Source organism: Patescibacteria group bacterium, assembly GCA_041651155.1.
Taxonomy (GTDB): domain Bacteria; phylum Patescibacteriota; class Patescibacteriia; order CAIXNZ01; family CAIXNZ01; genus JAPLYF01.
Window position 1 is genome coordinate 44,471 of record JBAZJU010000007.1, and the last position, 13,606, is coordinate 58,076.

The following is a 13,606-nucleotide window of genomic DNA, read 5'->3' on the forward strand; positions in this document are numbered from 1 at the left end:
CGGGTAAAAAATATCAATCAAGGAGGAAAAGATGGAAAAGCTTCTGGTCTTCGCTTCGGGCGAAAAAGAAGGAGGCGGTTCAGGTTTTCAGGAACTGGTGGAAAATTCCAAAACTGGAGTTTTACCAGCGGAAATTGTCGCTGTAGTTTCTCATCATAAAAACGGCGGAGTGAAAGAGAAGGCTGACAAACTCGGCATTCCGTTTGAATTCTGGCCCGGTCCTTTTACAGCCGAGGGTTATCTGCAGATTTTTAACAAATACGGAGCGCGCTGGGTATCGTTATCTGGTTGGATAAAAATTGTCTATGGCCTGCCTGTCTGGCGCACTGTTAATATCCATCCGGCTCTTGTGTTTGGCTTTGGTGGCAAAAGTTGGTATGGACACAGTGTGCATGAACGGGTCACAGCTGCATTTAAAGAAGGCGGGATCACAAGCTCTGCCGTCTGTATGCATTTCGCGACCCCAATCATTGACGATCCAAAAGCCCTTTTCTTCAATTTCCCGGTTTTAATCCGGCAGGACGATGATGCTGACAGCCTGAGTAAAAGAGTGAATAAAATAGAGCACAGCTGGCAGTCGCTCATTACCGGTTTAGTAGTTACAGAGCAAATCCGCTATCAGGAAGAGACAGTGCTTGTGCCTGCCTGGTACAAAGAACTTCCTTTTTGCCCTGAGACCTGCCGAGCCTACAAAACAAAATGAAAAGAAAAGCCCCGGACAATTCCGCATTGCGGAAAGTACGGGGCTTATTTTTTTGGGTTTTTTACAAATCAAGTATTTCTATGGCTTGCCTCCAGTCATAGAAAACGAAATTGCCTGAGCCAGCATTTTCATTTCCCTTTTCAGGGTCGTAATTTGGATTGAAATATCCAAAGCGAACGCCTGCATTTTTGGCTAACCCGCCGTCTTTGTTGAGGTCATCGCCAAAATAAATCGTCCTGGCCTTAGCAACTTCTTTGAATTCCTGAAATTGCCTGGCTGCTAATGAAGAAAACTGGCTTTTCAACCAAATTCTATAAAGCATATCAACCAGGATTGGATTTGGCTTGGCTGCCTGCACATAATCAATCTTAGTTGAACCGCGCAAATCATCGTCGGTTAGAAGCAGACACGGGCATTTGATTTTCCAGGCAGCAAAAGTCTGCTTTATAAAGACCTCGTGCCCGGAAGAAATAATCCCAGAGACATTGTAGCTCCCTGGTTCCTGGCAGCGCAGTTTCTGGTAAAATTGCACAAAGCCTGGACAGGGGGTCGGATAGTGTTCTCCGATTTTGACAAGCAGAGTATTTAGCTTTGCCCGAACCAGAAATTCTGTAATGGTTTGTTCGGGTTTCTTGTCATCCCATATCCAGGGAAATCCCTTGCCAGAAGCCACGCAAGCAGAGAGCCTTTCATTCATGGGTTTCCCCATAAATTTGTCATGGAAAGCTGCTTTTGCCTTGGTGATCAGAGATTGACGGCTACCAGGCAATTCTTTTTCTGCTTGTTCCAAAATAGCTCTTATCAGTTCTCCAGGCGCTCTGTTTTTCAGGCCATTAACTGAATGCAACAACTCAAAGGCATCTTTTTCCCAGATCATGTTAAGTGCCTGGCCATAAGCGCCTACCACGATATTGTCTGACTCATTGGGTATGTGCAAGAAAGTATGGGCAACAGTGTTGTCAAAATCAAAGAAAAAAAACATTGTTTTTTCCAGCGATATCAGGAATCGCTTAAAGTCCTGCTTTGTCATAGTTTCCTCCTATTCTTAGACTAGGCAGTCGCTGTTTCTTGGCTAATCAATCAAGGCTAAAATGTTTAACTTTTGAAAGATCAATTGCTATTTATTATCTAACTATAATATATTTAATAAGTCAACTAAATTGCGAATGTTGAAAAATTTTTCACTTGTGCTAAGCTGTAGATGTATGAATAATTGGTATGTGCTGACCGGAGCGCCTTGTTCCGGGAAAACAACTTTAATTGAAATGCTGCAGGAAAAAGGCTTTCAGACTACGCCCGAATTAGCTAGAGTTTATATTGACGAGCAACTAGCCAAGGGAATTACTCTGGAAGAATTACGACAAGATGAATTAGCTTTTCAAAGAAAAATTCTGCAGTTTAAAATTGATTTTGAAAAAAAATTAGATCCCCAGTCAATTATTTTTTTAGACCGAGGCATCCCTGACAGCCAGGCTTATTATAAATTGTGCGGTTTAGAAAACGATCCTATCCTGGCTGAGGCAGTGAGAAATTCAGTTTACAAAAAAGTTTTTTTATTTGAATCATGGCCATTAGAAAAAGATTATGCTAGAACAGAAACACCAGAGGGGCAAATTAAACTCTATAAATATTTGCAGGAAGCTTATCAAAAATTAAATATCCCTTTGATTAAAGTGCCTGTTGTTCATAAAACAGACAAGAATAATCTCCCAATAAATTGGCGAGAAAAAAGATTGAGTTATATTTTAGATAATCTGTAAAAAATAATCTAAATCAGCTTATGTACCATTTATACGGTCAGGGGGATAAAGAAACTGAATATTGTTTTAATGTTGAAACATCAAAGCCATTAAGCGAGAATGAATTAAGTGTTTTAAAGCAACTTTTGGCTGATGGTTTCATATTAGATTCAATTAAAGATCAGTCGGAATATCAAGCTAATGACCAAGTCATAGAGCTGGGACCACGCTTAAATTTTGCCACAGCTTTTTCCACAAATGCAGTGGCCATCTGTAAATCATGCGGCCTAGATAGTATTAGCAGGGTTGAGAGATCAAGGCGTTATAAGCTGCCTGAGAATATTGATGCTGATAAATTTGTCAGAGAAAATCATGACCGCATGACAGAATTTCAGTATCAGCAAAAATTAAATAGTTTTGAAACAGGTTTAAAGCCAGAACCTGTTTTTGTTGTGCCTTTAATTGAACAAGGACCTGAAGCCTTGAAAAAAATAAATCAGCAAATGGGTTTAGGCATGGATGACTGGGATATTAATTATTACTATGATCTCTTTGTAAATAAAATCGGGCGCAATCCGACCAATGTTGAATGTTTTCAATTAGGCCAGGCGAACAGCGAGCATTCACGCCATTGGTTTTTTAAGGGCAAATTAATAATTGATGAGCAAGAGATGCCGCAGAGTTTAATGGAATTAGTCTCTGCGCCATTAAAAGCCAACCCGAAAAATAGCGCCATTGCTTTTAAAGACAACTCCAGTGCGATTAAAGGTTATCAAATAGAAACTATTCTGCCAGAAAAACCAGGATTTTTTTCCAAATTCAAAAAAGAAAAATTAACCTACCATATTATATTTACAGCTGAAACTCATAATTTCCCTAGTGGAGTTGCGCCTTTCCCTGGCGCTGAAACAGGTGGCGGCGGACGCATTCGTGATGTCAATGCGACTGGCAGCGGCTCTTTGGTTTTAGCAGGCACGGCTGGCTACTGCGTTGGCAATTTGCAAATTCCTGGTTATGACATGCCATGGGAAGAAAAATTATTTATGTATCCTGATAATCTGGCTACGCCATTAAATATTGAAATTCAAGCCAGTAATGGCGCTTCCGATTATGGCAATAAATTTGGCGAACCATTAATCCAGGGCTTTACCCGCTCTTTTGGTTTAATATTGCCTAATAGCGAACGCCGGGAATGGTTAAAACCAATTATGTTTTCCGGCGGCGTAGGCCAGATTGACGCCCGCCATGTAGAAAAACGTAAACCCGAGCCAGGCATGCTTATAGTCCAGATTGGCGGACCTGCTTATCGCATTGGCATGGGTGGAGGCTCTGCTTCCAGCATGATCCAGGGTGAAAATGTGGCTGAGCTTGATTTTAATGCAGTCCAAAGAGGCGATGCGGAAATGGAACAAAAAATGAATCGTGTGATCAGGGCATGTGTGGAAATGGGCAATGATAATCCAATCATTTCTATCCATGATCAAGGGGCTGGCGGTCCGTGTAATGTTTTAACTGAATTAATAGAACCTGTGGGCGGTAAAATTGAAATCAGAAAAATAAGATTGGGTGACAAGACCTTGTCTGTTTTAGAAATTTGGGGAGCTGAATACCAAGAACGAGATGCCTTGCTAATTAAACCCGAAAGGATTAAACAGTTTGAGGAAATTTGCCATAGAGAAAGAGCTGATTATGAAATTTTAGGTAAAATAACCGGTGATGGCAAAGTTGTTGTTTATGATGAAAGCAATGATTCAACACCAGTTGAGCTTGATTTAGAAAAAATCCTAGGTAAAATGCCGCAAAAAGTTTTTAAAGACAAACACCTTAACTTAAATTTAAATCCCCTAGAAATTCCTGCGAATTTATCATTTGAAAATGCCCTGAATAATGTTTTGCATTTAGTTGGAGTCGGTTCAAAAGGATTTTTAGTCCATAAAGTTGACCGCAGCGTCACTGGTTTAATTGCGCAACAACAATGCGCTGGTCCGCTACAATTGACTGTAGCTGATGTCTCAGTTATTGCCCAAAGCCATTTTTCCCAAACAGGCGCAGCTATTTCAATTGGTGAACAGCCTAATAAAATTATGATTGATCCAAAAGTCGGCGCAAGAATGTCAGTGGCTGAGGCTTTAACCAATATAGTTTGGGCAAAAATAAGCAATTTGCAAGATATTAAATGCTCAGGCAATTGGATGTGGGCAGCGAAATTGCCAGGTGAGGGAGCCAATCTATATGATGCGGCCAAAGCCGTAAGTGAAATCATGATTGATTTGGGCATTGCCATTGATGGCGGAAAAGACAGCTTAAGCATGGCTGCCAAAGTCGGCCAAGAAATAGTGAAATCACCAAGCCAATTAGTTGTATCTGCTTACGCCACAGTGCCTGATATAAATAAAGTAATTACTCCTGATATTAAAAATCCAGGGCAAAGCAGTCTTTGGCTGATTGATTTAGGATTGGGCCAACATCGTTTAGGCGGCTCTGCTTTAGCCCAGACCTTAAAACAAATCGGCAATCAAGCGCCTGATGTTAATGATCCTGAAATTTTAAAACAAGCTTTTTTTGCAGTTCAAGACATGATAGATGAAAAAGTAATTTTAGCAGGCCATGATCGTTCAGATGGCGGCCTGATTACTACCCTTTTAGAAATGGCCTTCTCTGGCAATTGCGGTTTAGAAATAGATTTTGATTGGCCAGGAGTTTCTGCCCTTGAATATTATTTCAATGAAGAATTAGGTTTAGTAGTAGAAGTAACCCCAGAAAAAGAAGAAAGATTCAAAGAAATTATTGAAAAATATAATTTGATTGAATTAACACATGGTTTGGGCAGGACAATTTCAAACCCTCAAATCATTATTAGCTATAATCAACGAGTAATTTTGGATCAAGATATGAGAGATTTGCGCCAGGTCTGGCAGGAAACAAGCTATCAATTGGAGAGAATGCAAACCAATCATCGCTGTGCTGATCAGGAAAAAATAAATACTTATGACCAGAAATCCCCTGAATATAAATTGACTTTTGAGCCGTTGCCAACTGCTGCAGAAATTTTAAATTCTAATTATAAACCAAAAGTAGCAATTATCCGCGAAGAAGGCAGTAATGGCGACAGAGAAATGACCAGTGCGTTTTATCTGGCTGGCTTTGAAGTCTGGGATATAACCATGACAGACTTGCTAAATAACAGAGCTGATTTAGCTGATTTTAGAGGCGTGGTTTTTGTAGGTGGCTTTTCTTATGCTGACACTTTAGGTTCAGCCAAAGGTTGGGCCAGCACCATCCGCTTTTCTGACCAATTAAAAAAAATGTTTAATGATTTTTATAATCGGGCAGATACTTTTTCTTTAGGGGTATGCAATGGCTGCCAGTTAATGGGCCTTTTGGGCTGGGTGCCGTGGCAAGGGATTGCAGATGAAAAACAGCCGCGTTTTGTCAGGAATACTTCTGGCCGCTTTGAATCACGCTGGATAACACTCCAGGTTCAAGATAGCCCGGCTATTATGTTAAAAGACATGGCTGGCACTGTTTTGGGCGCCTGGGTGGCTCATGGTGAAGGCAGGCTGCAGTTTCCTGATGAAACAATTTTAGAAAAAGTTAAAAATCAAAAACTAGTTGCCTTAAATTTTGTTGATGATCAAAATCAAAAAACAGAGAACTACCCATTTAATCCCAATGGTTCACCTGAAGGAATTACAGGCTTGTGCTCTCCTGATGGCCGTCATTTTGCCATGATGCCGCACCCTGAAAGATCATTTTTAAAATGGCAATTCCCTTATCTACCCAAAGAGTGGCAAGATCTACCAGCTTCTCCTTGGTTAAAAATGTTCCAAAATGCTTATAAATGGTGCCAAGAAAATACTCAGGAAAAAAATAATCCAAAAAGCAAACCAAATAATCCAACTATGACTTATGCCCAAACTGGCATTAATTATGGCGCCATGGATCCATTTAAAATTGCCGCCCAAACTGCCAGCAAAGCCACGGCCAAAAATATTGTCCGCTTTAATTTAAAAGAAGTCGGTGCCAGCCGCGGTGAAAGCGCTTATTTGATAGAAGCTGATGATTGTTATTTTGCACATGTGGAAGAAGGTCTGGGTACAAAAAATATTGTAGCTGAAGCCATGCAAAAATTAACCGGCCAGCTTTATTTTGATAAAATCGCCCAGGATGGAGTGGCCATGATAATTAATGACATGATAACTTTAGGCGCTTTGCCCATTTCTCTGGAAATGCATTTGGCTGTCGGCGATTCCAATTGGTTTAATGACACGGCACGGTCGCAAAATTTAATTGAAGGCTGGAAAAAAGCCTGCAATTTAGCGCGTTGCGCCTGGGGTGGCGGAGAGACTCCAACGTTAAAAGATATTGTAAATCCTGAAACGATTTTATTAAGTGGTTCTGCCTTAGGCCTTATTAAACCTAAAGATAAAATTATTACTGGAAACATTCAAGACGGAGATGCTATAATTATTTTTAAAAGTTCTGGCATCCATGCTAATGGCATTACTTTGGCTAGAAAAATTGCTGAAAAATTGCCAGCAGGCTATTTAACCCCGCTAGATAATGAAAACATAACATTTGGCGAAGCAATTTTAGAGCCAACAATTATTTATGTGCCGATTATTGAAGACTGCCAAAAAGCGGGCATTAATATTCATTATGCTTCAAATATTACTGGCCATGGCTGGCGCAAAATCATGAGAGCGAGCGAACCTTTTATCTATGTAATTGAAACAATTCCAACTCCTCAGCCGATTTTTGACTTTTTGCAAAAACATGGACCAATCAATGATGAGGAAGCTTACAGTAATTTAAATATGGGCGCTGGGTTTGTGCTCTTTGTGCCTGAAAAAGACGTTGCTGCGGTTTTAAGCATTGCTGAAAAAAATAATCTTATTGCTATTAAGGCTGGCCATGTTGAAAAACAAGGCACTGCTAAAAAAGTAATTATAAAACCAAAGGGCATAACTTTAGACGGTGATACCTTGAAAGTTCGTTAAAAATAAAATCAAAGAGCGGATCCCAAAGATCCGCTTTTTTTGTTTGCCCCAAAATGTTATATTGACAAAATTTATAATGGTATTATGATTAAAGTGGTTCTTTAAAACCCTGTTTAATTGTAGTTCAGTTGAACGTCTTTTAAACAGTAAAATCCAATCAAAAGAGCGCCTGTTGCGATTCCTGCGGATGTGAACGCCTGGCTAAGGAGAAAATAATGAAAAGCTTAAAAACGGTTTTGGTTTTGGCAACAGCATTTTTTTTAACAGTAACAATAGCTTCCTGTTCGCCTGAAGACGATTCTGCTGAAATTAACGGCATAGGCGTGGATGCGGCCTCAGTGTCTCAGATTAATGTCTGGCTATTAGGAAGCGACCATACTGACGGTTTCAAACTAGAACGCAGTACTGATGGTATATTCTATTCCCAAATTGCTGATGTCGGTTATGACCATGACCTAGGGTACATTACCTATGAAGACAAGGATCTATATTCTGAAACCTACTATTATTACCGGGCTTACGCTTATAATGGTCATGACGAGTCAAGTTATGATGGCCCGGTAGCGACTAGGACATTGTTTGATGGTTATGGCATGTGTACGTCTAAAACTGCCATCACTGGTTTTCCTTGCCTGCCAACGCGTTGCCAGCATTTAAGGGAGTCTGAGTTTATATATGCTACTGGTGCCGACGTCCTTGAATGTTTAAGCGTGGGATTTACTGCGCCTGCAACCATGACAGTCCTATTTGCCTATAAAGCAAGCGCATCGACCTGTTTCAATGAACCTTATTTGCAGATTTCAACCGGAAGCCAAACACAGGACTATTCTTTTTCCTGCAATTCTCCAGATTCTATAGTAACAGGACCAGCTACCGGTATTCTAGTAATTAATATTGATGCTGGTCAGACCATAGATGATCTTAATTTTGTGCTGGCCTCTGGTGATTGGGGTTCATCAGTGTGCATAAAATCCATAACTTTTGCACCCTAGTACTATCAATAATGTAAAAATTTCTAGAGCGGATCATAAAGATCCGCTTTTTTATTTGCCGCAAAATGTTATATTGACAAAATTCTAATTTGAGATAAGCTTAACTTGGTTCTTTACAAGCCTGCCGGCTGCAGTCCCTCTGAGCGGGATGGTTGCGGAGCAGAAAACAACAAATTCTTTAAAAGGCCGGATGCGTGCTAATAAGCGGATGCATGGCCAAAGGAGAAAAAGATGAGAAATGTCAAAAATGAAAAAGCGAAATCTGATCTACCCTATAGGACTGGGATTTCAGAATTCACCATTATCCAACCAGAATTAACCAAGGGGTCTAATGATGAATGGATTATCAATCCAGGGCAAATGCAAAAAATAATCAATTCCTCAAAAGACTTTACGGGACTTTTACACGTAGGCTGTTTATCAACGGGGAGAATTTACGATAATGAGGAGCCAGTAGGTTTCAAGTCATGCTCCGGCTCCCTAGTCGTCCATCCTTTTAAGAGGCCCCGCCCTGAACCATGGCAAGAATACGCAAATTTAATAATTGGATGCACTGGTTGCCGGATGGAGTTCTTTACGTCATTAACCAATAAGGAACTTTGGAGTGTTATTTTCCATCTGATGATTAAGCAGATGATCCCAAATTTCCCAGCCTGTAATTACATCGATTGCAATCAATTTCAGAATCTCTCATCCCAGGAGGCAGGAGCAATAGTTGATCTGGGGTTACTTTCCTTATTGCCCGATATTTTTATGGGTAGTAATGGATTTAGCGAACAGAAAAGTGGTTTTAACGGTCTGGGTTTCATGCTTAAACAGAAAATGGATACTCTGTATGATTGCGATAATTTCAGCGAATGGCTAAAGTTTCTCTTTGTGAAAAAAATGGAGCAACTTCAAGAAACTTTAGATTTTACTGAAAGTCTGCTGCGCGGACCGAAAACAAAGCGCAGCTAAAACCTCAAGTGAGCGGATCTAAAAAGTCCGCTCTTTCTTTTTGTGTTAAAGCTGAAAAAATGATAAAATTACTTTAAGAGCTATAGATAATTTATTCGCCTGCCTGCCGGCAGGCGGGCAGATTAGCATTAAATTCTATTCGCATTATTATGAGAATCAAAATAGTTGACGGCTTTAAAATCAGAAATACATTTGATGACGAATTCGGTATTTTGGCAGATTATATAAATACGCCATACATGAAGCCTGGCGAGATTTGGCTTGATCGCGCTTTTTTAGCTGAAAAGAAAAAAATATTGGCTGAATATAATGAGAACCGAAAATTAGTTAAAAAGTATGGCTATGAAAAAGCTAAAAAAATGATGCGTTTTAAAGTTGCCAAAAATTTCAAAATTGAGACAGTTAAACTTAACTTGCTAAAAAAACAAGGCAATTTAAAAATATATTTAGTAAAGGGCAGAAAAATAAGAGAAAATTTAGATCCGAATTTTTATTTTGGCGGGCATTATCTGGTTTATAAGTATGTGCCAAAAAACGAAGTCTGGATTGATGATTCAGTTACGCCTAAAGAAAGAAAATATATTTCGGTTCACGAACTTTTTGAACTAAATTTAATGCAAAAAGGCAAAAGTTATAATAATGCCCATGATTATGCCAATGCTGCTGAAAAGGAAGCCAGGCGTAAGGATGGCGCAGTGTATGTGACTGATTGAAATTTAAAGTTCAAAGTTTAAATTTAAAAATTGCAGTTGAAAATTACAAATTTTGGTTTTTAAATTGTGATTTTAAACTTTGCATTTTGCATTTTAAATTTATTATATGTTACTGCCCAAAAAAATCAACAAAGACAGCAAAGTAAATCTAATCCATACTTCTTCACCGGTTGAAAGAGAGGATTGGGATGATTTTATTTTTGCTTTAGGTAAGTTGAAACAGATGTTTCCCAACCTAAATTTTTATGATGTGCAAAGGACAGAACTGGATCCCCGTTATTTGTCCGGCTCTGAAGATGAGCGTTTAAAAAAGTTTAGGCAGGCGATTAAAGAAGTGGATTGGCTGGCGCCAATTTATGGCGGAACCGGCTGCATTGATATAGTCAGACGCCTAAACGAAGATGATTTAGACAAATTCCGCAAAAACAGGCCGATTGTTAATGGGTTTAGCGACACGACTTCACTGATAAATTATTTATACTTTAAAATCAAATTGCTAACTTTTCATTTTACCAACGCAGCTGGCATTTTTGATACTAAAAATTCTAAATTATTTTTTGATATAATTTTTGGCAAAAAAAACTCCTTTTCCTTTTTGGAAAATAATTACAAATGGCTTTCGCCGGCTAATGCTCCAAAAAATAGATTAGAAGGTATTGCCCTTGGCGGTAATTTTTCTACTTTTCGTAATTTATTAGACATTTGTGATTTAAAACCAAAGTCCTGGGAAGATTACATTCTTTTTATTGAAGAATATGATATGGATATGCAAGATTCTCACCCGGATATTATAGCCCTTGATCAAAAAGGCGTTTTTAAACATATCAAAGCAATAGTCTTGGGCAGAATTGCCGAACCTGAATTTAAAAGTGATTTGCAAAAATTAAATTATATTTTTGGACGGCAGAAGGAACAGGAAAAAATGAGCAGTGTTTTTGAGTATCTAATCAGTGACGCAATCAAAGAGCGTTTGGCTAAAAATGATCCGCTTTATATTTTAAAAGTTGATAATCTTGGCCATAATGTTTTGCGCAACCCCATGATTATTCCGATAGGCGGCAAGACAATTATTCATCCAGATAAAAAAATAGAATTTATCGGGCCGTTTGTGGAGTAAAGTTTAAAATAAAAAGGCAGAAATTTAATTCCGTCTTTTTTTATTTTGGGTAGCCCTTGACAAACATTAAAAAATTCGCTAAACTATAAAATTCCAAATGAAAAATACTTTAAGGAGGTAGCTTTAGTGAAAAGAAAAGTCGCAAGTCCAAAGTACATGCACGTAAATGTAGGCGATAAAATCCGAGTCCTTTTCCGGCACAGCGGCAAAAGTTTTGATGGTATCGTCATCAAGGTGGAACCGAGATTAGGGTTTATTAACGGCGGCTCCACAAAACAATCCCCGTTGGTTTGCGCGAAAAATCTTGCCACAGGAGAAATTGAATCCTTTGACAACAGCTTTGTTCAGTCAATAACAGAAAGGCATCAATGTCCAGCCCAACCGCCCTTTAACATTTACAGGAAATATTTTCTCATCTGCCAGGAAATTTTAACCGACAAAAAAAATATTGTTTCCGGGCCGCTTGCTGTTTTGTCAGGATTTTATCTGGCTCGCCTGAACATATTTCTGCCGCATCCCATTGATCTGGGAAAACTATCGGCCGAATACGGCAAACAAAAACCTGGTTTGATTCAAACCGATGGCTGGACATACCGGGTTAAGGTAAAACCCTTCAAAAAATGGCTCAAAAAAAACGCCTACAAAATTACTCAGACTTCGGCTCAGATAAGAGCAGAACTGACCCTCCACGAAATGGAATGGGAGACAGACGCAGAAGAATGGCTTCATGCTGATGAGGAAGATGAAATTAAGGGAAGCCTTCTCAGAGACATAGAACAGGATCTGGCCACAGAGCTTTTAAAACGCACTCCAAAAAATGAATGCGGCCAATGCTAAAAATAAAAGGACTCGCTTTAAAGCGGGTCCTTATTTTAATTCTCTTAAAATTTTATTTTAGATTATCCCACTGAGTCCAGTCATTGACCCAGACAACATTTTTTATATTTGTTAAATATAAAAGATTTACTTCCACAAACGGTTTCCAATAGCACAGAAAAATTGAGACGCCAGCCCAGGCATCTATTGGCTGGACATAAGCTGTCTCGCCAATAACTTTAATGTAATTTGAGGTATCTGTGGTGCTTTGAGGGAAAGTGATGTTGGCTTCTTGGGCAGCAAGTTCTAATGTTTTATTTACCAACTGGTCTTGGATCAAATTTGTCTGAGTAATTGTTTTGGTTACTGCTTTAGTAATCGTTTTTCTAAAACCAGCGCTATCCATATCTGCTCCATTACAGTATTTTAATGGATCTTCAGCCGGTACCAAAAAGCTGACAATTGTTTCTTGAGGCTGGTTTGAATTTGAGATTTGATTTGTATTGGGCTGGCTATTGGTAATTGGCTGAGACAAATTACAGCCCGAGACCAAAATTAAAGTTAAAACTATAAAACAGAATAAGCTAAATTTTTTCATAAAAAATTATTAATTAATTAGGCTATTTAAATTATACCAATTTTTTCAAACAAAAAACACCCTTAATAAAAAGAAGTGTTTTTGCCGCTGAGTATTAAGCGAGCTTTACATTGATAGCGCGAGGGCCACGATCTGAATCTTCGGTGTCAAAGGAAACTGCGTCACCTTCTTTCAAATCATTGTAGCTTACGCCTTGCAAAGCTGAGGAATGAAAGAAAAGGTCTTTTTCTGGGTTATCATCAGAAGTGATGAAACCAAAACCTTTGTCTGTCAATCTTTTGATTTTGCCTGTCATAATAGGATAAAAAAAATGAATTAACTGCAAAACTTAGCCTTTTGCAGAAATTCGACTCATTTCTACTTAGAAAGGTAAATTTTATATTATAATGATAGCAAAAAGGCTGAAAAAAGTCAATACCCCTATAAAAGATTGCTATAAAAAAGTCATGCCCTGCGTAGCTTTTTTAGATCATTTATTGAGCTGGGTTAGCAAGTTGAGCAGGCTGTCCTGGTTGGCCGGAGTCAGTAGGCACTGACGGCCTGATCTGAATTGTCTGCGCTGTTATGCTGCCATCTGCATTGGCCGTGCCGCTAACCATCAAATTTTCACCAGTGGTTAAATCAGCAACTGCTCCGCTAACTGACTTTGTAATTTGAGTCGTATCAGACAAGAAAATAATTTTAGAGCCGCCATTATTTAACTTCAACGTTATACTTTTGTCATCTTGAGACAGAAGCTGACCGCTGACTGCACCGCCATTGGCTGCTAAACGAGTACTGCCCTGAGCGCCAGCAGCATTAAATCCTTGAAATCGCCCGGAATTGGCCATGCTGCCCTTCTGACTTTTTGCATAAACCATGCCGCCATAAAAAGCACCGGCGCCAACTACAAGCACAATGATAATAGAAATAATAAGTGTTTGATTTTTTTTCATAATTTAATTTATTAATAATTAGTAGAAAGTAAAAAG

General features: G+C 39.0%; 12 protein-coding genes. 8 read left to right on the top strand and 4 right to left on the bottom strand.

Annotated elements, in window-relative coordinates; genetic code table 11:
- The first annotated feature begins 31 nt into the window (after nt 1-31).
- Complete coding sequence (locus WC460_05415; GenBank protein MFA5188773.1) at nt 32-703, top strand: formyltransferase family protein; 672 nt, start codon at nt 32-34, stop codon at nt 701-703.
- A 61-nt stretch (nt 704-764) separates the two neighbouring features.
- Here the strand turns inward: WC460_05415 and WC460_05420 are convergent, their stop codons facing one another.
- Complete coding sequence (locus tag WC460_05420) at nt 765-1,733, bottom strand: hypothetical protein (GenBank protein ID MFA5188774.1); 969 nt, start codon at nt 1,731-1,733, stop codon at nt 765-767.
- 175 nt (nt 1,734-1,908) lie between these two features.
- Here WC460_05420 and WC460_05425 point away from each other — a divergent pair, with 175 nt between their 5' ends.
- The 7 genes from WC460_05425 to WC460_05455 all read left to right on the top strand — a co-directional run bounded on the left by WC460_05425 (nt 1,909) and on the right by WC460_05455 (nt 12,058).
- Nucleotides 1,909-2,463: an ATP-binding protein gene (locus WC460_05425; GenBank protein ID MFA5188775.1), complete on the top strand. Its 555-nt coding sequence runs from the start codon at nt 1,909-1,911 to the stop codon at nt 2,461-2,463.
- 20 nt (nt 2,464-2,483) lie between these two features.
- Nucleotides 2,484-7,442 carry a phosphoribosylformylglycinamidine synthase gene (gene purL / locus WC460_05430; protein MFA5188776.1) on the top strand — a complete coding sequence of 1,653 codons (4,959 nt, stop codon included), beginning with the start codon at nt 2,484-2,486 and terminating at the stop codon, nt 7,440-7,442.
- A 215-nt stretch (nt 7,443-7,657) separates the two neighbouring features.
- On the top strand, nt 7,658-8,434 hold the full coding sequence (locus WC460_05435) for a hypothetical protein (protein ID MFA5188777.1): 777 nt from the start codon (nt 7,658-7,660) through the stop codon (nt 8,432-8,434).
- A gap of 231 nt (nt 8,435-8,665) precedes the next feature.
- Nucleotides 8,666-9,391 (top strand): hypothetical protein, encoded by a 726-nt coding sequence (locus WC460_05440; protein ID MFA5188778.1) that lies wholly within the window; start codon nt 8,666-8,668, stop codon nt 9,389-9,391.
- A gap of 149 nt (nt 9,392-9,540) precedes the next feature.
- Nucleotides 9,541-10,104, top strand: coding sequence for a hypothetical protein (locus WC460_05445; protein ID MFA5188779.1), 564 nt, complete (start codon nt 9,541-9,543; stop codon nt 10,102-10,104).
- 106 nt (nt 10,105-10,210) lie between these two features.
- On the top strand, nt 10,211-11,221 hold the full coding sequence (locus WC460_05450; protein ID MFA5188780.1) for an LD-carboxypeptidase: 1,011 nt from the start codon (nt 10,211-10,213) through the stop codon (nt 11,219-11,221).
- A 126-nt stretch (nt 11,222-11,347) separates the two neighbouring features.
- Complete coding sequence (locus WC460_05455; protein MFA5188781.1) at nt 11,348-12,058, top strand: hypothetical protein; 711 nt, start codon at nt 11,348-11,350, stop codon at nt 12,056-12,058.
- 52 nt (nt 12,059-12,110) lie between these two features.
- On the opposite strand, the gene WC460_05460 is transcribed toward WC460_05455, so the two are convergent.
- The 3 genes from WC460_05460 to WC460_05470 all read right to left on the bottom strand — a co-directional run bounded on the left by WC460_05460 (nt 12,111) and on the right by WC460_05470 (nt 13,570).
- Nucleotides 12,111-12,635 carry a hypothetical protein gene (locus tag WC460_05460; protein MFA5188782.1) on the bottom strand — a complete coding sequence of 175 codons (525 nt, stop codon included), beginning with the start codon at nt 12,633-12,635 and terminating at the stop codon, nt 12,111-12,113.
- A 94-nt stretch (nt 12,636-12,729) separates the two neighbouring features.
- Nucleotides 12,730-12,930 (bottom strand): cold shock domain-containing protein, encoded by a 201-nt coding sequence (locus WC460_05465; protein ID MFA5188783.1) that lies wholly within the window; start codon nt 12,928-12,930, stop codon nt 12,730-12,732.
- Between the two features lie 178 nt (nt 12,931-13,108).
- Nucleotides 13,109-13,570, bottom strand: a complete 462-nt coding sequence (locus WC460_05470; GenBank protein MFA5188784.1) for a hypothetical protein — start codon at nt 13,568-13,570, stop codon at nt 13,109-13,111.
- Nucleotides 13,571-13,606 lie beyond the last annotated feature (36 nt).